At 63.2% G+C, this 18,941-nt stretch carries 18 protein-coding genes; 9 read left to right on the top strand and 9 right to left on the bottom strand.

Annotated elements, in window-relative coordinates; genetic code table 11:
• Positions 1-40: 40 nt before the first annotated feature.
• From CVS30_RS08130 to CVS30_RS08110, 5 genes are all read left to right on the top strand, one after another.
• Positions 41-394 (top strand): hypothetical protein, encoded by a 354-nt coding sequence (locus CVS30_RS08130; protein ID WP_181419735.1) that lies wholly within the window; start codon positions 41-43, stop codon positions 392-394.
• Between the two features lie 8 nt (positions 395-402).
• Positions 403-2,535 (top strand): thioredoxin domain-containing protein, encoded by a 2,133-nt coding sequence (locus tag CVS30_RS08125; RefSeq protein WP_110484832.1) that lies wholly within the window; start codon positions 403-405, stop codon positions 2,533-2,535.
• Positions 2,536-2,667: 132 nt separating this feature from the next.
• The gene (locus CVS30_RS08120) at positions 2,668-3,720 is read left to right on the top strand and encodes an efflux RND transporter periplasmic adaptor subunit (protein WP_110484831.1); all 1,053 of its coding nucleotides are present in this window, start codon (positions 2,668-2,670) and stop codon (positions 3,718-3,720) included.
• Between the two features lie 86 nt (positions 3,721-3,806).
• Entirely contained in the window at positions 3,807-4,553 is a 747-nt protein-coding gene (locus CVS30_RS08115; protein ID WP_110484928.1) for an ABC transporter ATP-binding protein, read from the top strand.
• Positions 4,550-5,755, top strand: coding sequence for an ABC transporter permease (locus CVS30_RS08110; RefSeq protein ID WP_110484830.1), 1,206 nt, complete (start codon positions 4,550-4,552; stop codon positions 5,753-5,755). Before CVS30_RS08115 ends, CVS30_RS08110 begins: the two co-directional genes overlap by 4 nt.
• Here CVS30_RS08110 and trhA read toward each other — a convergent pair.
• The gene (trhA, locus tag CVS30_RS08105; protein ID WP_110484829.1) at positions 5,752-6,411 is read right to left on the bottom strand and encodes a PAQR family membrane homeostasis protein TrhA; all 660 of its coding nucleotides are present in this window, start codon (positions 6,409-6,411) and stop codon (positions 5,752-5,754) included. The two genes, CVS30_RS08110 and trhA, sit on opposite strands and share 4 nt — an antisense overlap.
• Positions 6,412-6,557: 146 nt before the next feature.
• Here trhA and CVS30_RS08100 point away from each other — a divergent pair, with 146 nt between their 5' ends.
• The gene (locus CVS30_RS08100; RefSeq protein WP_181419734.1) at positions 6,558-7,340 is read left to right on the top strand and encodes an isoprenyl transferase; all 783 of its coding nucleotides are present in this window, start codon (positions 6,558-6,560) and stop codon (positions 7,338-7,340) included.
• 175 nt (positions 7,341-7,515) lie between these two features.
• Positions 7,516-8,883, top strand: coding sequence for an RNA 5'-3' helicase PhoH2 (gene phoH2, locus CVS30_RS08095; RefSeq protein WP_110484828.1), 1,368 nt, complete (start codon positions 7,516-7,518; stop codon positions 8,881-8,883).
• A gap of 9 nt (positions 8,884-8,892) precedes the next feature.
• On the opposite strand, the gene CVS30_RS08090 is transcribed toward phoH2, so the two are convergent.
• The 5 genes from CVS30_RS08090 to CVS30_RS08070 all read right to left on the bottom strand — a co-directional run bounded on the left by CVS30_RS08090 (position 8,893) and on the right by CVS30_RS08070 (position 12,898).
• The gene (locus CVS30_RS08090; RefSeq protein WP_110484827.1) at positions 8,893-9,690 is read right to left on the bottom strand and encodes a hypothetical protein; all 798 of its coding nucleotides are present in this window, start codon (positions 9,688-9,690) and stop codon (positions 8,893-8,895) included.
• A 53-nt stretch (positions 9,691-9,743) separates the two neighbouring features.
• Positions 9,744-9,959 carry a hypothetical protein gene (locus tag CVS30_RS08085; protein ID WP_110484826.1) on the bottom strand — a complete coding sequence of 72 codons (216 nt, stop codon included), beginning with the start codon at positions 9,957-9,959 and terminating at the stop codon, positions 9,744-9,746.
• Positions 9,960-10,042: 83 nt separating this feature from the next.
• Entirely contained in the window at positions 10,043-10,489 is a 447-nt protein-coding gene (locus tag CVS30_RS08080; RefSeq protein ID WP_110484825.1) for a Fur family transcriptional regulator, read from the bottom strand.
• Positions 10,490-10,577: 88 nt separating this feature from the next.
• Entirely contained in the window at positions 10,578-11,213 is a 636-nt protein-coding gene (locus tag CVS30_RS08075; protein ID WP_110484824.1) for a response regulator, read from the bottom strand.
• The gene (locus CVS30_RS08070) at positions 11,210-12,898 is read right to left on the bottom strand and encodes a sensor histidine kinase (RefSeq protein WP_110484823.1); all 1,689 of its coding nucleotides are present in this window, start codon (positions 12,896-12,898) and stop codon (positions 11,210-11,212) included. The genes CVS30_RS08075 and CVS30_RS08070 overlap by 4 nt, the downstream gene beginning before the upstream one ends.
• Before the next feature lie 168 nt (positions 12,899-13,066).
• On the opposite strand from CVS30_RS08070, the gene CVS30_RS08065 reads away from it, so the two are divergent.
• Both CVS30_RS08065 and CVS30_RS08060 read left to right on the top strand, forming a co-directional pair.
• Complete coding sequence (locus tag CVS30_RS08065) at positions 13,067-14,545, top strand: CitMHS family transporter (RefSeq protein WP_110484822.1); 1,479 nt, start codon at positions 13,067-13,069, stop codon at positions 14,543-14,545.
• 77 nt (positions 14,546-14,622) lie between these two features.
• Positions 14,623-15,093, top strand: a complete 471-nt coding sequence (locus CVS30_RS08060; RefSeq protein ID WP_110484821.1) for an NUDIX hydrolase — start codon at positions 14,623-14,625, stop codon at positions 15,091-15,093.
• A gap of 168 nt (positions 15,094-15,261) precedes the next feature.
• On the opposite strand, the gene CVS30_RS08055 is transcribed toward CVS30_RS08060, so the two are convergent.
• The 3 genes from CVS30_RS08055 to CVS30_RS08045 form a co-directional block, all read right to left on the bottom strand.
• On the bottom strand, positions 15,262-16,899 hold the full coding sequence (locus CVS30_RS08055) for an MDR family MFS transporter (protein WP_110484820.1): 1,638 nt from the start codon (positions 16,897-16,899) through the stop codon (positions 15,262-15,264).
• Positions 16,896-17,585, bottom strand: coding sequence for a TetR/AcrR family transcriptional regulator (locus CVS30_RS08050; RefSeq protein WP_181419733.1), 690 nt, complete (start codon positions 17,583-17,585; stop codon positions 16,896-16,898). Before CVS30_RS08050 ends, CVS30_RS08055 begins: the two co-directional genes overlap by 4 nt.
• 345 nt (positions 17,586-17,930) lie before the next feature.
• Positions 17,931-18,779: a nuclease-related domain-containing protein gene (locus tag CVS30_RS08045; protein ID WP_245934503.1), complete on the bottom strand. Its 849-nt coding sequence runs from the start codon at positions 18,777-18,779 to the stop codon at positions 17,931-17,933.
• Positions 18,780-18,941 lie beyond the last annotated feature (162 nt).

Below are 18,941 nucleotides of genomic sequence, written 5' to 3'. Positions count from 1 at the left end.
ATGGCGCCTGCCATGCCGGGGATGTAACGAAAGACGAATTGTGCTCAACTTTATTTTGCTTGCCGCCACCGATCCCGCAATCCCCACGCAGCCTGGCCTGCGTGAGGGGCTGACCGAGTCTGATGTCACCCCAGGCCTACTGGGTTTTGTCGTCACCTTCGGCATCGTGGCGATCATGTTCTTCCTGATCCGCGACATGGTCAAGCGCGTGCGCCGCGTGCGGTACCGCCAGCAGGTTGAGGAGGGTCGCGCGGCTGGTTCGCACGGCCCCGCCGCCGAACATATGGGTATCCCGATTCGTTCGGACGACGACGACCCCTCAGTTTCCGGCGGAACTCCCGTTTCCGCGGGGGAGCCCGGGCAGGACACCCCTGCCGTCTCCGAGAAGAAGTAAGCCCCACGATGAACCGGCTGGCGGACGAACCAAGCGCGTATCTCCGCCAGCATGCGCACAACCCCGTGGCGTGGCAGCCCTTTGACGATGCTGCCTTTGCCGAGGCTGTGGCCCGCGACGTCCCCATTTTCCTGTCGGTGGGCTATGCCGCCTGCCATTGGTGCCATGTCATGGCGGGGGAGTCCTTCCAAGACCCCGCCATCGGCGCCTATCTGAACAGCCACTTTGTCTCCATCAAGGTGGACCGCGAGGAACGCCCCGACGTTGACGACGCCTATATGGCCGCAACCCAGGCACTCAGCGGCGAGGGCGGCTGGCCCATGAGCGTCTTCCTGACTCCGGATGGCCGGGCCTTTCACGCCGGGACCTACTTCCCGCCGTCGCCGGTATCGGGGCGCCCCTCCTTCACCCAGGTTCTGCATGCGGTGCAAGAAGCCTGGCAGGAGCGACGCGAGCAGGTCGAGCGCACCGCCTCTGAGCTGGCGCAGGCGCTCGCCCAACCTATCTGGCAGCTGCGCGCCGTGCCCGAGTCCGGCGTCGAGCTTGAGATCGCGGAAGCTCCCGAGTGGGCCGGGGCCCCCGCGCAGGCCGTCGCCGCCCTAGCCGCGGCCGAGGACCTGCAGCACGGCGGTTTCGGGAACGCCCCGAAGTTCCCGCCAACACCCACACTGGACTTTCTGCTCCGGCATGCGGCCAGCGGTGCCCCGACGGCGGAGCTTGCACGGGGCGTGGCCGGGCGGACGCTGGGTGCCATGGTGCGTTCGGCGCTCTTCGACCAGCTCGGCGGCGGCTTTGCCCGCTACAGCGTGAGCGCCGATTGGTCCGAGCCGCACTACGAGAAAATGCTCTACGACAATGCCGGGCTGCTGCAGGCGCTCGTGCAGTGGATCCGGCTGGCAGGTCGTGCCCCGGATCCCGAGAAGTACGACGTCGGAACCTCCACGAGCGCCATCGCTCCCTTGAGTTTGACGGAGGCCCGTGACGCCGTGGCCGCCGTGGTGTCGTGGCTCCTGCGAGAGCTGCGGCTGCCGGGCGGGGCGTTTGCCTCCTCGCTGGATGCCGACACCGTCATTGACGGCGTGCACCATGAGGGTGCCAGCTACCAGTGGACCGAGGCCGAGCTCCTCGCCGCGGCTCGCGCAGGTGACGTGGCCGAATCCATGGCGCACGAGGTGGCGGCTGCCATGGGCCTGGGTACACAGCCGGCCCCGCTCAACCCTGGACAAGAACTTTCTGCCGAGCAACAGCACGCATGGCGTGCGCTCAAGCCTGCACTGCTAACACAACGATCCCGCCGCGTCATGCCCGCCCGGGACGAGAAGGTAGTCGCGTCCTGGAACGCCATGCTGCTCGGCGCCCTCACGGATGCGGCCATGGTGCTGGAGGAACCCAGCTGGCTGGCGGCCGCCGTGGACCTGGGCGAGTATCTGCGTCACGTGCAGTGGGACGGAGTGTTATTCCGGGTCTCGCACGCAGGCACGGCACGCGGCATCAAGGGATTACTGGAGGACTATGCTGCCAGTGCCAAGGGCTTTCTCCGGCTCTACGCCGCAACCGGCCAGAGCCGCCACTTTGAATTCGCCGGGCAGCTTCTGCAAGCGCTCGAGGAAGAATTCATTGCTGACGGAGTGGTGTTTAGCCACGGCGCCCATGACGAGGGCACCGGACCCTTGCAGGGATCACGGTTTGCCGACCCCTTTGACAACGCTACGGCGAGCGGGGTGGCACTGCTGGCGGATGCGCTTGCCTCATGGGCTGCCTATACCGGCTCCCAACGGCATCGGGCCATCGCCGAGAACCTCCTCTCCGGGCTGCCGGCCTTGGTGCGGCGCGCGCCCCGGGCTGCCGGAGGATTGCTGGCTGTTGCCGAGTCGCTCCTGGCCGGGCCCCTGGAGCTCGCCGTGGTGGGGCCGGAAGGAAGCGCCCGTTCGGCGCTCCTGCGAGAAGCCTGGCTGAGCCCATCGCCGGGACTCGTCGTGGCCACCGGGGATGGCGAGGGATCCGCCGTCGTGCCTCTTTTGACGGGACGGACGGCGCTGCGCGACGGGGATGAGACCTCGGCCCGGGCCTATGTGTGTCGAAAGATGGTGTGCGCCTATCCCGTCACGACCCCGGATGCGCTGCGGAAGCTTTTGAGCTGACACTGGTCCTTTAGGACAGTCTTTCGAGCGACACAAGTAACACTCGCACGCCGTTCTTAGGGCACCGGGTAGATTGTTGCCAACATGTCTCCGCTCGGGGATCTGTGGGGAGATTTCCGGAAGGACCGAAGAATGCGTGTGTTGCGCCGTGTTGTTTTTCCCATCGTGTGGCTGCTGATTTTCAGCGTTATTGCGGTGGCGCTCGTCAAGATTGCCTTCATCGACGGGCTTAAGGATGAGAGCGAACAGCTGTTCCCCAGTGCGCAGATTCAGGCTCCCGTCATAGACGTTGCGCGCGGCACGGTGACCAATACCGTCGAGCTCACGGGCACGGTGCAGAGCGATGCTGGGGTGCCCGTGCGCTCTACGGCCGCCGGGAAAGTGGTGTTCTTCTTCGTCACCAAGGGCGCCACGGTCCTGGAAGGCGAGCGACTCTACCAAATTCGTAGCGAGGTGACGCCCGATCCTGTCGCCGTGGTCAGCGACGAGAAGGACTCCGAGGAATCCTCGCAGCCGGCGCCCGGCCCCGTGTATTCCTACACGGACGTGCTGGCTCCCACGGCCGGAACCCTGGAGACCTTGACGGTGCTGCTGGATCAGGAAACCAGCGTGGGGGAGACCACCGGAAGCGTTGTGCCCGGGACCTTCTCCATCACGGGGGCTCTCACCACGGCACAGCAATTTCGACTCATGGGCCGTCCGTCGGTCGCCACGGGCACCATCACGAATGGTCCGGCGCCTTTCAGCTGCCAAAATGTGCAGCTGAGTAACGCACCGGCCGAGAATGCTGGCGGCAACGATGCGGATCAGGCCAACGCCAACATGATGGGCGCCGTTCCTGCCGAGGCCAGCAGCGGCCAGGTCAGCTGCTCCATTCCCGCCGAGGTCGAGGTCTTCCCCGGGCTGGGAGCGGGCATCACCCTTACGGCGGGCGAGGCCAAGGATGTCCTGGCCCTGCCACTGACGGCCGTCAAGGGCAGCGTGAAGAATGGCATCGTCTGGATTCAGTCGGCCGAAGGCGGGGAGCCCGTGGAGCGCGAGGTCGTGCTGGGCCTCAACGACGGAAACCAGGTGGAAATCGCCTCGGGCCTGAAGGAAGGCGAGCAGGTGCTCGAATTTGTGCCCGGCAGCGACGCGGCCGTCCCTAACGGGCAGATGCCCGGCTACCCCATGATGGGCGGCTGAGGGTGAGTAATATTTTTCAGGAGCCAGACCAAGACCTGCTCGACGGCGCGTTCCTCACCGAGAGCGGCGACTCCGTCGACGGTGCTCTGAACGCCTCGGGAGCTGCTGAGGAGGCCTTCGTTGATCTGCGGGACGTCACCCGAACCGTGCTGCTGCCCGATGACCAGGAACTTCACATCCTCCGTGGCGTGGACCTGCAGGTGCGGATCGGCGACCACACCGCCATCGTGGGCCGCTCGGGGTGTGGCAAGTCCACACTCTTGAACATTCTGGGTCTCCTGGATGTGCCCACGAGCGGGACGATGATCTTTGACGGAACACCTGTCGGCAAGCTCCGCAACAACACCCGTGCCAAGGTGCGCGGGGCCAGCATCGGCTTTATCTTCCAGCAGTTCAACCTGTTGCCGGGACGCACCGCCCTGGAAAATGTGGTGACGCCGTTGATGTATGGCAGCCGCAAGGAATTCTGGGGCCGCAATGCTATCGGCATGGAAATGCTCGAACGCGTGGGCCTCGGCGCACGTGCTGGCACGCAGCCGCACATGCTCTCGGGCGGCGAGCAGCAGCGCGTGGCGATCGCCCGGGCCCTGGTCCGCCGGCCCCGGCTCATCCTCGCCGACGAACCCACGGGCGCCCTCGATGTCGAAACGGGTCAGGCGGTCATGGACCTGCTGGACACCATCGCTACCGAGTCCGGTGCGGCACTGGTCACCATCACGCACGATCTCAATGTCGCCGCCCGGGCCCGCACCCGGTACCGCCTTGACGCCGGTGTTCTCTCGCCAACCGACACCGTCGCCACGTCCGCGGCACTTGTGGCGGTGGGTGCATGACCGCGCTCATTTCCGCCATGGTTGAGGCTTGGAGCGAACTGCGCATCCACAAGACCCGGGTGCTGCTGGCCCTGATCGGCGTCACCCTGTCTGTCGCTGTGTTGACCACGGTGGTGGGTGTTGGCAACCTGGCCCGTGAGGGAATTCGCTTAGATTCCGAGCGCAATGGTGGCCGCGAGGCGACCTTGACGGTCAGCATTCAGCCGGGCCAGCCCGGTGTCGACGCGGTCGATGAGACGCGGACAACGCAGATCCTGGACGCCACGATTGAACGCTACTCCTTCACCCACGCGAGCCGGCTCTCCCATGCGCAGGCCCGCTTCCAATTTCCCGCCGGCGTGCAACCTGTGGAACTTCAGGTCGTTGACCCGCCCTACGGCACGATCCACCGCGTTGCCGTCTCCCAAGGTTCGTGGTTTGCCGCCGACGACGCCGAGCGGCTGGCTCCCGCCGTCGTCGTAAACGAAGCGTTTTATCAAGCCGCCGGACGGCCCAATCTGGTCACCGAGCCCCAGATCAGTGTTCTAGGGACCAACCCGGCGACGGCCGTCATGATCGGCGTCATGCCCAATGCTTATCCGGAAGCCGGGCCTCAGGCCTTCATGCTCACGCAGGCTGCGGCCAGTGTGGGCATCGGCGGGAGCTACCAGGGGATGGGGCAGGAACTGCGAATTTGGGTGCCGACCGGCATGGCCGAGGAACTCGTTGCCGTCCTGACGGCGGATCTGACGCAGCAACTGCCCGGCTCGTATGTGGGCGTGTACCGCAGCGACTATGCGGCCTATGGTGACCCCTTCGGGATGGTGCAGATTATGGTCTCCGGCATTGCGGCGCTGATCCTGCTGCTCGGTGCCGTGGGATTGCTCAATATTTCCATGGTGACGGTGCGTTACCGTGTCCGGGAGATTGGTATCCGGCGTAGTTTTGGTGCCACCTCGGGACGGATCTTCACCGGCGTCATGATGGAATCCGTCGTGGGCACCACCGTGGCCGGCGCCCTGGGCGTCATGCTGGCCGTGGCGATCGTGAAGAACCCGTTCGTAGAGTCCAAGGTGGCTCCGGGCCTGGACGCTTATCCGGCGTTCCCTATCGAGGCTGCGTTGTTGGGTCTGGGGGCGGCAGTTGTGGTGGGTGCCTTGGCGGGAGCCATTCCGGCGCTCGTGGCGATTCGGGTCAAGGTCATCGACGCCATCCGTTTCTAGCCCTGGATGGCGCCGCCGACGGCGAGCACCACAGCGGCGAAGTGGCAGGCAAAGGCCGCCACGGTCAGGGCGTGGAAGAGTTCATGAAAGCCAAAGTGGGCGTGGCTGAAGTTGGGTTTCTTGATCCCGTAAATCACGGCGCCAGCGATGTACAACGCCCCTCCGATGCAGATCAGCAGGGTTTCGGCGATGCCGGCCGCCCAGAATTGGGGCAGGAAGAATAACGCTGTGGTTCCTAGTAAGACGTAAATGGGGACGTACAGCCACCGGGGCGCGCCAACCCAGAAGACTCGGAAAAATACGCCCGCCACCGCCCCGATCCAGATCATCCACAGCAAGAGCGTGGCGGTGGGGCGCGGCAAGAGAAGGTACGACAAGGGCGTGTAGGAGCCGGCGATGACCAGCATGATGTTGCTGTGGTCGAGCCGCTTGAGCGTTGCCTTGGCGGTGGGGGACCACGTGCCGCGATGGTATAGCGCACTTGTGCCAAAAAGCAGCACGCCCGTCACGATGTAGATGGCGCAGCTGATCTTGGCGCCCGCGGTGGGCGCCAAAGTGATCAAGATGATGCCCGCAATGAGCACCAGGGGTGCGGTTCCTGCATGTAGCCAGCCCCGCCAGGTGGGCTTAAGTTCTAATTCCGGGAGGCTGGTCATGGGAAAAGCATAACGCAGCCATCCTGTAAGTTACTGGGCGGTAACTCGGCCCTTGGTGAGAAGCGAGGCAGGCAGCGGGTAATCTAGAGCTAGCAAGATTCGTACGGCCGCAGGGCCATTATTCGTAAAGGTTCGGTGCCCTCATAATGCGGTTGTCCACTGCGTCCTTGCGGATGCCTAAGTTGTTGTACAACTTCTATGAGCGTCGCCTAGCCCGGGCCCTCGATGCCAACAGCGTGCCCCGTCATATCGGCGTCATGGTCGATGGCAACCGCCGGTGGGCCAAGCAGTTCAACGCTCCCACTAGCCAGGGTCACCAGGCCGGCGCCGATAAGATCCTTGAATTCCTTGGCTGGTGCCAGGACTTGGGCATCAAGGTCGTCACCTTGTACATGCTCTCCACCGACAACATGAGCCGCTCCGCCGAAGAACTCGACGAGCTCATGGGCATCATCGCCAACACCCTTGACCTGCTCGACGCCGACGCCGACATCAGCGTCCACGCCATGGGCGCCCCCGAACTGCTCCCGGATTACCTCGCAGCACGGCTCTCGTCCCTGACGGCCCGGGTGCCGGCCAAGGAACGCATCCACGTCAACATGGCCATCGGCTACGGAGGCAGGCGCGAAATTGTCGACGCCGTCAGCGAGCTCCTGCACGATGCCGACGCCGCCGGTCGCACCATGCTCGAGGTAGCCGACACGCTCACGGTGGATGACATCTCCAAGTTCCTCTACACCCGCGGCCAGCCGGATCCGGATCTCGTCATCCGCACCTCCGGCGAACAACGCCTCTCGGGCTTCTTGATGTGGCAGAGCGCCTACAGCGAGTTTTACTTCTGCGAAGCCCTCTGGCCTGCCTTCCGCCGGATCGATTTCCTGCGTGCCCTGCGCGATTACGCCGGACGCAGCCGCCGCTTCGGCGCCTAGCCGCCGCCGGCCCGCGGATCCGTGCGTCAGGTAACGCCTCCGTCACCAAAAGTTCATAGCAACGTCACTCAACACGCCCCCAAATAGTGCCCCAAAGCCCGCCTCGCAGGCGTAGTTTTGGGCATAACGGAGGGCAACTCCGCCCGACGTACCGATTGGAATCCGGACGCGTGTGATGGTCCGGAGGGCTGGAGCAGACGTGGTTGAAACCGTTAACCTTGAGCAGCAGGCGCACCCCACGAACACGGGAGCAATCCTGCGCAGTTATGTCATTGACACCTCTGTTTTACTGTCGGATCCCCGCGCCATCACCCGCTTCGCCGAGCACCACGTCGTGCTCCCGATCGTGGTCGTCTCCGAGCTGGAGGGCAAGCGGCACGATCCCGAACTTGGCTACTTCGCCCGCGTCGCCCTGCGGTTGCTCGATGATTTGCGGGCCCAGCATGGCAGCCTGGCCTCTCCGGTTCCCCTAGGGAACGACGGCGGGACGTTCCGTGTGGAGCTCAATCACGTCTCGCTTGAGGTACTTCCGGCGGGCATGCGCGGCATGGATAATGATTCGCGCATTCTGGCGGTGGCCAAGAATCTCGCCAATGAGGGCCACGCCGTGACGGTGGTGTCCAAAGATGTGCCGATGCGTGTCAAGGCCTCCGCCCTAGGGTTGGCTGCCGAGGAATACCGCAACGAGCTGGTGCAGGATTCCGGCTGGACAGGTGTCGAGGAGGTTGCTGCCACCGAAGATGAGATGGCGGCGCTCTACAACCACGAGCCCGTTCCCATCCCGGACGCTTCGGTCCTGCCCGTCAATACCTCTCTGGTCATCACGAGCAATCGCGGCTCGGCCCTGGGCCGGGTGGGCGTTGATCAGCAGGTTCGTTTGGTCCGCGGCGACAGGGAGGTCTTTGGGCTGCACGGTCGCTCGGCCGAACAGCGACTCGCACTGGATCTGCTCTCCGATCCCGAGGTGGGGATCGTGTCCCTCGGCGGCAGGGCCGGCACCGGCAAGAGTGCCCTGGCGCTCTGCGCCGGCTTGGAGGCCGTGTTGGAGCGCAACGAACACCGCAAGGTCGTGGTGTTCCGTCCGCTGTACGCGGTGGGTGGCCAGGAGTTGGGCTACCTGCCGGGCTCCGAGAGCGAGAAGATGAACCCGTGGGCACAGGCCGTGTTCGACACCCTTGGCTCGGTGGTCTCGGATACCTTGATGGACGAGATCATGGAACGCGGACTGCTCGAGGTGCTGCCGTTGACGCACATTCGTGGACGCTCCCTGCATGATTCCTTTGTCATTGTGGATGAGGCGCAGTCACTGGAGAAAAATGTGTTGCTGACCGTCATGAGCCGCATCGGCCAGCGCTCCAAGATTGTCCTGACCCACGATGTTGCCCAGCGCGACAACCTCCGGGTGGGGCGTCACGACGGAGTAGTTGCCGTCGTGGAGACGCTCAAGGGGCACCCGCTCTTTGGCCATGTCACGCTGACCCGCTCGGAGCGTTCACCCATTGCGGCACTCGTGACGGAGATGCTCGAACGCGCCGAAATCTAGTGCGACGGACTACGCGCCCAACTCCCACGGGATGTGGGCGCGGACGTCCGTGAGTCCCATGCTGACATCCTCGAAGAGGTCATCGAGCATGTACTCATCAACACCAAGGAGCGTCATGGAGTGTCCGGCTCCGGCCGTGCCCCCGTCCAGCGATCGCGACATCACACAAATGGCGGTGTCGAGATCGATTCGCAGGAGGGTGCGGCCAGGGAAAAGTAGGGGAGCCTCGGGGAAGTGCGGGAGATAACTGCTATTGGGGCTCAGGATCGCCTCTAGGGCGGCTCGGCCCTGATGCTCCACTTCGTGGACCTCGAAAATTTCTGCCACATTGGCAAAAGGTTTCTCGAGGGGCACGGGATGATCTCCGGCCACCTCCACCGGATCCAGTGCCGCCGCTGCTCGGCCAGAACCATAGGCCGGTTCCCCGTACTGTGCCTCCGGGCGGCGAATCACCAGGCCGGCATCGTCCTTCACGGGGTTGACGAGGCGAGGTGGCAGTAACCAGGGGGAGCGGTTGCCGCTGATGAAGAGGGAATCCTTGGACTGGTTGATCTTGGTGGTGCTGGCCAGAAGCTTTCCCGTGGCGGTCTCCACACGCAGCGCCCCGGGCCGACGAACCCAGCAGCTCAGTGTCGGGTTGGTCGCACGATGCGCGCCACCCGAGCCAGCAGCGCCAGTGACGGCCGGTCCGCCGTCGAGCTGGGTAGGCAAACTACTGTGCAGCTCAAACCGCACCGTCTGCCAGCGCCAAGGGGAGGATCGGCACAGGTGCCGGAAGGAATCGGCCGAGAACTGGGAAGCGCTCATGCCCACAGCATAGCCCGAGGCGGGAGATCCCGTCTCGGATTGGGGTACGAGAATTAGTCGCTCGTGACGTAGCTGCCAATGGTGCCGCTAAAGGGCTGCGCGGTGGTGATGTAGCTGCCCACGGCCTTGACCTGGGGAGCGGAGCTGCTCACGTAACGGCCATAGCGCGCGGCGCGGGGTGTACCGGTGCTGATGTAGCTGCCGCCATAGGCGCGCGCCGGGGCGGTGGGAGCGTTGCTGGACTGCGAGTGATGAGTTGAGGCGTTCATGATAAATCCTTTGAATGATCTCGATCGAGGGCGCAACAAATAGCGCCCAGGTGATGTGGGCTAGAGCGGGTTCCCGGATCCGGTTAAACGGCGGGGGTATCGGCGGATTGGCACGGGGCGCAGACGCCCCAAAATGTCACTTCAGCGACGTGAATAGAAAATCCATTGGTATTTGAAGGAGTCAGGCACGGGCTGGCCCCGATGGCGCAGTCAACGTCTGCAATGCTGCCGCAGCTCAGACATGCCACGTGATGGTGATTGTCACCCACGCGGCTTTCATAGAGTGCCGCAGAGCCGGCCGGTTCGATCTTGCGGACCAAACCAGAGCTCACGAGGGCAGCGAGGACGCCGTAGACAGCCTGCAGGGAGGTCTTCGGCAGCTGAGGTGACACCAGCGAAAACACGGTGTCGGCATCGCGATGTCCGGGTGTGGAGACGGCGTCAAGGACGGCGAGCCGCGGGGCGGTGACCTTCAGTCCCACCGAGCGAAGCCGAGCCTCTGCTGTCCCTACAGTCGTATCCTGTGCCATGCTTCAAGTTTAGTACTTGTTTTGAATTACTCAAAACAAAATGGCTGTCTGCTTGCTCACCTTAGTCGGGAGCGGCGCTGTAACGATGCTAGGGCCGCCCCGTAGTGCCGTAGCGCAGGGTGATGGCGATAGCTCCGTCGTCGGCCAATGAGGAGAGATAGCGCTGGGCTGTTGTTCGGGAAATTCCGACGGCGGCCGCCACATCCGCGGCAGACTGATCTCCGCGCGTGGCCAGGGCCGCGAGGACGGCGATCTCGGTGGCCGAGTTGGACTTGGCTCCGGCTGTGGGGGAGTTGGGGTGCAGCGCCTGCCATGCGGATTCGAGCCGGTCCTGGGTCACGGTGCCCGTTTCCGACAGGACTCGGCGATAGCGGGCATAACCGCGAAGCCGGGTCGCCAAGACCTCGGCCGAGAACGGTTTGATGAGATAGGCCAAGGCGCCGCGCCGCATGGCTTTGCGGAGCGACTCCGGATCGGAGGCGGCGCTGAGCATCATGGCGTCAGTATCAATGGTGCGCAGCAGATCCAGACCCGAAGCATCGGGCAGATACACATCCAACAGCACCAGATCTGGGCGTTGGGCCGTAATGACCTTCAGGCCTTCCGCTGCTGTGGGTGCCGGAGGGAGGGCATGAAAGCCTGGAACGGCGTCGACATATCCTGCGTGCAGCCGCCCTACGTGAAAGTCATCCTCAACGATGAGGACGGAGAAGGTGTTACTCATGAGTGCTCCTCGAAGCGCGGTGTCAGCGCAATGACACCGGGTAGCTTGGCGCAGAAGACCGCGCCGTGGGAATGGGGTGAGCCGGCGTCGGCGACCCAGACATCGCCACCGCGACGGCGGGCCAGATGTCGCACCAGGGGTAAGCCCACGCCGTGACCGCTGATGGGATCCAAGCCGGAGGGGCTGGCGGTGGAATAGCCGGGCGTGAAGATCAAGGTGCCATCGCCGTGGAGGCCGTCACCGGAATCGGCCACCACGAGATGCAGTGTTCCGCCGTCCGCACCATGGTCATCCAAGACCTCCACCTCTACCCAGCGGCTGGGGGAGGAGCCGGCCACGGCGGCCGTGATGGCGTTGTCGAGCAGATTACCCAAAATGGCCGTCACATCCTGGGGGTCGCTGATTTGGCCGCGGACCGAGGTGCCTGCCCCGATGCGCAGCTCTACACCACGCTCATGGGCCTCAATGCTCTTGGCCCCAATAAACGCCTCAAGGTAGGGATCATGCAACAGGGACAGATCCTGGGCCGGATAACTCAGGGGGCCACTGTCCATGATCTCGCTGAGGTAGTCGCTGGCCTCGGCGGTGCGTTCCAACGCCAGTAGGCCCGCCACGGTGTGCCAACGATTCGCGAACTCGTGCCGCTGCGCTCGCAGAGCGGTGCCCAGGGCGTTGACGGCGTCGAGTTGGCGCGTCAACGCCTGCACCTCGGTCCTGTCCCTGACCATGATGACGCGCCCTAGGGGGAGCTCGCCATGACTGCTCACGCGCACCGGACGTGAAGTGACAATGACAACGCGCTCGCCGACCACATGCTCCTGCGGGCCGTCGTCGAGCATGGACAGAAAATTCGGGAGGCCGCAGTCTGCCAGCGGCTGGCCGCTGTAGTCGAGCGCTGAGGCGGGGGCGAGGAGTCGCCGGGCGCCGTCGTTAAAGACCGTGATGGTGCCGTTCTCGGAGACGCCGATGACGCCCTCATCAACCCCGCGCAGCACGGCCTCCTGATCCTGCGCCAAGCCCGAGATCTCCTCCGGCTCCAGCCCGAGCGTGAGGCGTCGCAGCCGGGAGCTCATGAGGGTCGAGGCCACGAGGGCCAAGATCAGGGACGCCGCGGCAATCATCGCCACGGGCACGATATTGCGCAGCATCCCGGCCACGATGTCGTCGCTGGAGAACCCCACACTGACCTCGCCCACCACCTGCGTGCTGGATCCGGGCGCAAAGACCGGCACCTTGGCACGCGCGGATTGCCCCAGCGTGCCGTGCTCCTGGGAGGTCTCCTCGCCACCTGCCAGGGCCACCGAGGGGTCGGTTGACACCATTTTTCCTAACAAAGTGGGGTTGGGATGCGCCAACCGCAGTCCGGCCTCATCCGTCACCACCACGAATAAGGCGCCCGTGCGCTCCTGCGTGGCCGTTGCGAAATCCTCGAGCGGGCCCTGGGCCAGCGCCTCCGGGGTCAGCTGCTGGACCGGCGTCGCGGCCAAAATGGCGGTCTCGCGGCGCACGGCCTCGGAGGACGCCACGGTGCGAGCCACGGCCAAGGCACGCTCCTCGGCTTGATCGCCAAGCCACTGGTAGGTGAGCGCCGCAAACGTTCCCGCGGTCAGCAACACTACGGCGCACACCACGGCCAGCTGCAGCAGCAGGACCCGGGTGGAAAATCGGAGCCGAGGGGCTTGCATCGTTGAAAGCTTCCTTACTCACTCAACACAACTCTGTGGGATTAACGGGATAAACGTACTCAATGAGCACTACTTGGGGCAAGCGCACTAAAGCCCGTCGCGTGACTTAGCTCACCTTAGTCTCTTTATTGAGGCTCACAAATGCGGCCTTTGTACAAAGGAGTTCAAATGCTGGTAATCCTTGGGTATGCCATGATCGCGGTCTTTATGACCCTGATCATGACCAAGAAGTTGACGCCCGTGGTGGCCTTGATCGTCGTCCCCACCATCTTTGGTCTTTTTGCCGGTGCCGGTCTGGGCATTGGCGATATGGTCATGGATTCAATGAAGAGCCTAACCTCAACCGCTGCGTTGTTGATGTTCGCGATTGTCTTCTTCGGCATGATGATCGACGTGGGCTTGTTCGATCCGCTCGTGAAACTGATCCTGCGCACGCTGGGCAACGACCCCGCGAAGGTTGTGCTCGGTACGGCGGTTCTGGCCGCGGTGGTGTCCCTCGACGGCGACGGTTCCACCACCTTCATCCTGACCACGGCGGCCATGCTGCCCATCTACCTGCGTCTGGGCATGAGCCCGGTGGTGCTGACCTGCGTGGCCGGTCTGGCCAACGGCACCATTAACATCCTGCCCTGGGGCGGCCCCACGGCCCGCGCCGCCGCAGCTCTGAAGGTCTCGCCCAGCGAGGTCTTCGTCCCCATGATTCCCTCGCTCATCGCGGGCATGATCGTAATCTTCCTCTTCGCCTGGCACCTCGGTGTGCGCGAACGACGCCGTCTCGCCCTCGCCGGTAGCTTGTGGGCAGGCGAGCGTGGCAGCTCAGCTTCCTCGGACGACGCCGGATCCTCCTCGGGCGGCACCGCCACCTCCGCGCCGCACGGCTCGGGCAACGGCGTATTGACGATGGAAAAGCCGCGGTCCGCGGCACAGGCCCGCTTTGATGCCCAGGTGCTCGCCGTGGCGGAGCAGGAGTCCGACGCTGTCAGCCCCGCCCTCGCGGATGCACAGCTGGATCCCAATCGGTCCACTCTGCGGCCCAAGCTGTTTTGGTTCAACCTCGCCTTGACGGTGACCCTCATGGTCGTGCTCGTTATGGACGTCCTGCCGCTGGCCTACATCTTCATGGTGGGCTCCGCGATTGCCCTGCTGGTGAACTTCCCGCACGTCAAGGATCAGGCCAAGGCGCTCGTCTCGCACTCGAGCAGCATCGTGGCGGTGGTCTCCATGGTCATGGCCGCAGCCGTGCTGACCGGCGTACTCAGCGGCACCGGCATGGTCGACGCCATGGCTGCCTGGCTCGTGAGCGTCATCCCCACCTCGATGGGCCCGTACATGGCCGTCATCACCGGTTTGTTGAGCATCCCCATGACATTCTTCATGAGCAACGATGCCTTCTACTTCGGCGTCCTGCCCGTACTGAGCGAGACGGCGGCCCACTTCGGCATCGACCCGGCCGCCATGGCTCGAGCCTCGATCACCGGACAGCCCGTCCACATGCAGAGCCCCTTGGTTCCTGCGATTCTCTTGCTCGTCTCGCTCTCCAAGGTGGAACTTGGTGACCACCACAAGAAGACCCTGTGGCGTGCCTTGATCGTCTCCTTGGTCATGTTGGCCGTGGCCATCCTGATCGGCGTCATCCCCTTCGGCTAAGCACCCACGCGAGAAGATCCGGAGCCTGTGGCATGTGCCGCAGACTCCGGATCTTTTGTGCGCGCTAGGCTGAGGCCATGGGATCACCGGACTTCATTGTCAATCTGCGCAAGAAAATTGGTCACGAGCCCCTCTGGCTCCCCGGCGTGCGCGGGGTGGTGTTTGACGACGCTGGCCGCGTCCTGCTGGGCGAACGCTCCGACACCGGCGGCTGGGCGCTCATCACGGGAATCCTGGATCCGGGGGAGGAACCTGGCCCCGGCTTGATCCGGGAAATCTTTGAGGAAACCGCCGTCGTGGCCCGGATTGAGCACCTCCTGGGCGTCTCGGCCGTGGGTCCGGTGACGTTCCCCAACAACGACGTCTGCGACTTCCTCAACATCGAATTCATCTGCCGCTATGTCAGTGGCACAGCCTGCGTCAACGACGACGAGTCCCTGGACGTAGCCTGGTTCGCCATCGAGGACCTGCCGCCGTTACGCCCCGGCCACCTCGCCTGCATCGAGCGGGCCTTGGTCTTCGACGGGACACCCTATTTCCAGCGTTGAAACGCCTCACTTCCAGTGTTGACTCGTCACATCACGCCGTTTTGGATCTAGGTTAGGGGCGTGATCTGGCGACTCGACGAGGTGGAGGGCGTGCCGGAACGCAAAAGACGCGTGCCGCCGTCGCGCTTGGAAAAAGTACGACGGCGGCACGCGCCTTTGGAGCGAAAGCTAGGGTTTGTCCGGGGTTACGCCAGCATCCTTAGCAGCGACATCCGCCAGCAGCTCCGCTTCCAAACGCTCGGCCTCAGCTCCGCCAATGGCCTCGCCGCGAGCCACCATGCCGGAGGTGTCCGAGAGCGGGATGACCTTCATGAACAGCGCCAGGATCAGGGCCACCGCCATGAACGGGATCAGGTACCAGAACACGGGGGCCAGGGAATCGGCGTAGGCGTTGATGATGCCGTCCTGAATGACCTGCGGCAACTTGTGAAGCTCCTGCGGGTCGAGGGTGGCCATGGCATTTCCGGCTTCCTCAGTCGAGGCACCGCTGGAGGCAAAGACCTCGGTGAGGGAGTTCGCCAGACGCGTGGTGAACATGGCGCCAAAGATGGCAACACCCAGGGCCGAACCAACTTCACGGAAGTAGTTGTTCGTGCTCGTGGCCGTTCCCAGCTGGGCGGCCGGGACGGAGTTCTGCACCACGATGACCACGATCTGCATGATCAAACCCAGACCCGCACCGAAGACAAACAGCTGGGCGCAAATGACCCAGATCGGAGTCTCGGCGGACAGCGTGGTGAACCACAGCATGGCGATAATCGTCAGGATGGAACCGGCGATCGGGAATGCCTTGTACTTGCCGGTCTTGGACATGCGAATACCCGACCAGATCGAGGTACCCATGAGACCCACCATCATGGGAAGCATGAGCAAGCCCGAGACCGCGGCGGAGGTGCCCGTGGACATCTGCAGGAATGTGGGCACGAAGGCGATGGCGGCGAACATGCCCATACCCAGGACAAAACCAATGGCAGTGGAGTTCAGGAAGATCGGGTTCTTGAACAAGGAGAGCGGAATGATGGGATCTTCCGCGTGGGCCTCGGTGAAGATGAACAGTGCGATGGCGGCGAACATGCCAGCACCCCAGGCCCAGGTGGTCAGGCTGGTCCAGCCGTCGGGCTTGCCGCCGAAATCGGTGAAGAAGATCAGGCAGGTCGTGGCGATGGATAGGAACACCACGCCCATGTAGTCGATCTTTTTCGTGGCCTTTTTAGACGGCAAGGTCAGGGCGAAGAAGGCTACCAGGAAGGCGGCGATACCGATCGGGATATTGATGTAGAAAGCCCATTCCCACGTCAGGTGATCCACGAAGTAACCGCCCAACAAGGGACCGGCCACGGCAGCCAGACCGAAGATAGCGCCCAGCGGGCCCATGTACTTACCGCGTTCATTAGCCGGCACGATGTCGGCAATGATGGCCTGCGAGAGAATCATCAAACCACCGCCGCCGAGACCCTGCATGGCACGGAAGATCACAAAGCCCCAGAAGTCAGTGGCAAAGGCGCAACCGATGGAGGCCAGCGTAAAGATGGCGATCGCGGCGAGGAACAGGTTACGGCGCCCGAGCATATCGCCGAGCTTGCCGTAGATCGGCATCACGATCGTGGTGGCCAACAGGTACGCAGTGGTGATCCACGTCTGGTGAGCCACACCGCCCAATTTACCCACGATGGTGGGCATGGCGGTCGAGACAATGGTCTGGTCCAGGCTCGAGAGGAGCATTCCGGCGATCAGCGCGGAGAAGATGATCCAGATTCTCTTTTGGGTCAGCAGGAGCGGTTGCTCTGTTTTAGCAGCGGTACTCATGGAGTCCCTTCAATGGATAAATCAGCGGGTAAAGTCGAGAAGTTGAAAATTTGTTGGGCCATGTGCAGATTGTTGGCCAGGATCTCCTGGAACGGCAAGGTGTTGGCCTCGGAGAAAAACAGCTGTCCGGCGCGTTGGGAGCAGGTGCCAAAAATGGCTGCGGCCATGTTCGTCGCAGGATCGTCGACGGCGAGATTCTCACGTTGGGCGATGAGCCCGGCAAACTCGCGTTCCCGATATTCGGCGCTGCCAATGACCTTGAGCATGAGTTGCGGTTCACGCTTCATGACTATCGCAAGTTCCTGCAGGTGTTCCTTGGAGATGTTTAGCTCCTCAACCATGGCGTTGGCGAGGCGGAACAAGTCACGCAATAACGTGGTGCTCAGTCCCAGAGGGCCACGTTCCACACCGGAATCGGGGCCGGCGGCGTGCAGGAACTTTTCCAAGGCATCTGCCGGGAACTCATCCAGAAGGTAGCCGATGATGGCGTCTTCCTTGGAGGGAAAGTAGTTAAAGAAAGTCCGTCGAGACACACCGACCTGCTCGCAGAGCTGTTCGATCGTGAAGCCGTTGAGGCCATTTTGGCTCGTCAAACGTCGCGCCGCCGCGGTAATCGCCGACCGCGTCGCCTCACGTTTGCGGGCACGCAGGCCCTGAGGTTGGCAGTGTTTTGCACTTTCAGTCACAAGGTAAAAGTTTGCACTATTAAAGCTAGAGTGCAAAGTCATTGTTCTGTGGAGTTAATCACACCCCCTTAAAGCACGACGACGGGAGGTCATCCTTCATTGGCATGCTCGCCCTATTTCCGGGGCGGTGCTAGCTTCCGAGTATCCCCACAGGCCGGGTACAGGGCGCTTGGCGGGAGGAACGCCACCTTTGATACGTGGCGTTCTGCGGCCTCATGGCCGTTCGAACCGTTGATGGCCCGTGGAATCAAGATGCTCGCGTAGTCTGCTTCCCCAATTCCAACCATCATGCGGATATCTGCTTGCCGAACGTGAAGTCTGTGGCCAGTCTAAGTTCTACGCACCTCAGGGCATCAAGGCCTGCGTGATTGTTTCGAGGATGGTTGGACCGGTGGTGATCACGGCAAGGCCTGCGACGAGTATTGCTGCCATTCCGGCGAAGCCCCAAGACCTTTTGCGGCGCCGGGCCGCCTGGACGTCTTGGTGAACCTGGTTGAACTGGGCCTGAATCTCGGCGGGGTTGCCAGCATACCGGGGTGCCCGATGCCACGTTCCGGGCAGTTTTGCGGCAGTGACAATCTCGGCCACCGCATCGTCGGAGAGGGTTGTGGGGCGTTTGCCCAGCCAGCGCAGGAGTCGCGGAGCCGTGAGAACCGTGACCCCGGCAGGTGCCTCCTTGATGTCTACTTTCTTGGCTCCGACAAGGACGATGAGTCCTGTCACCGGAACGGTGAATCCCACGGGAGCCGACAGGCTCTTGCCAGCACGGGCTGCTTCGTGAACCGAGTTTCGAAGGTGGTCCGTTCGCTGGCCCGACACCATGAGTGTCCGCCCGCCAACCCAGATGGACTTGTCAGCGTGGTTCTTGGTGTTGATGGTGAAGACCCCCCGGGCGCCGATCACCACATGGTCAATATCCGATTCTCCGGTCCCGACGGGCACGGCATGAAGAACTGTCCACTCCGGGCCGAGCCGGGCAAGAAGTTTTCCCACCTCGATCTCGCCCATTGCGCCTTGATACCAGGGGCGGCTGATCGAGTCGAGTGGATCGGCACCAAAAAAGCGCCCGAGCTTTGACTGCGGAGCTTGCTGTTCAAGGACCTCCGCCAGCTTGGTCATGACTGATTGCCCTGGAATGTGCTGGTCTAGCAGTGCAGCGGCCGGGTCTGTCGCAGAATCCTTGCCTGTGGTCATGACAGTGATCCTAAGAGCTCCCACCACGGAAACGGGGAGGCACGACCTGAACCCCCGTCGTCAAACTTCCCGCCCAAAACAAAACTGGCCCGCACCAGTCAGCCAAGGATCGCCTCTAAAACGAGATCCCTGGCCGCCCAGTGCGGGCCAGCTAAATGGAGA

It is taken from the genome of Arthrobacter psychrolactophilus, assembly GCF_003219795.1.
Lineage (GTDB): Bacteria > Actinomycetota > Actinomycetes > Actinomycetales > Micrococcaceae > Specibacter > Specibacter psychrolactophilus.
This window is presented reverse-complemented; position numbering and strand designations above follow the sequence as displayed.

Coding starts and splice junctions, on each gene's coding strand:
- CVS30_RS08070 (WP_110484823.1), bottom strand. CDS start 12,898: ATGCAAGCCCCTCGGCTCCGATTTTCCACCCGGGTCCTGCTGCTGCAG.
- CVS30_RS08090 (WP_110484827.1), bottom strand. CDS start 9,690: ATGAGCGCTTCCCAGTTCTCGGCCGATTCCTTCCGGCACCTGTGCCGA.
- CVS30_RS08110 (WP_110484830.1), top strand. CDS start 4,550: ATGACCGCGCTCATTTCCGCCATGGTTGAGGCTTGGAGCGAACTGCGC.
- trhA (WP_110484829.1), bottom strand. CDS start 6,411: ATGACCAGCCTCCCGGAATTAGAACTTAAGCCCACCTGGCGGGGCTGG.
- CVS30_RS08065 (WP_110484822.1), top strand. CDS start 13,067: ATGCTGGTAATCCTTGGGTATGCCATGATCGCGGTCTTTATGACCCTG.
- CVS30_RS08045 (WP_245934503.1), bottom strand. CDS start 18,779: ATGACCACAGGCAAGGATTCTGCGACAGACCCGGCCGCTGCACTGCTA.
- CVS30_RS08085 (WP_110484826.1), bottom strand. CDS start 9,959: ATGAACGCCTCAACTCATCACTCGCAGTCCAGCAACGCTCCCACCGCC.
- CVS30_RS08120 (WP_110484831.1), top strand. CDS start 2,668: ATGCGTGTGTTGCGCCGTGTTGTTTTTCCCATCGTGTGGCTGCTGATT.
- CVS30_RS08060 (WP_110484821.1), top strand. CDS start 14,623: ATGGGATCACCGGACTTCATTGTCAATCTGCGCAAGAAAATTGGTCAC.
- CVS30_RS08055 (WP_110484820.1), bottom strand. CDS start 16,899: ATGAGTACCGCTGCTAAAACAGAGCAACCGCTCCTGCTGACCCAAAAG.
- CVS30_RS08125 (WP_110484832.1), top strand. CDS start 403: ATGAACCGGCTGGCGGACGAACCAAGCGCGTATCTCCGCCAGCATGCG.
- CVS30_RS08100 (WP_181419734.1), top strand. CDS start 6,558: ATGCGGTTGTCCACTGCGTCCTTGCGGATGCCTAAGTTGTTGTACAAC.
- phoH2 (WP_110484828.1), top strand. CDS start 7,516: ATGGTCCGGAGGGCTGGAGCAGACGTGGTTGAAACCGTTAACCTTGAG.
- CVS30_RS08075 (WP_110484824.1), bottom strand. CDS start 11,213: ATGAGTAACACCTTCTCCGTCCTCATCGTTGAGGATGACTTTCACGTA.
- CVS30_RS08080 (WP_110484825.1), bottom strand. CDS start 10,489: ATGGCACAGGATACGACTGTAGGGACAGCAGAGGCTCGGCTTCGCTCG.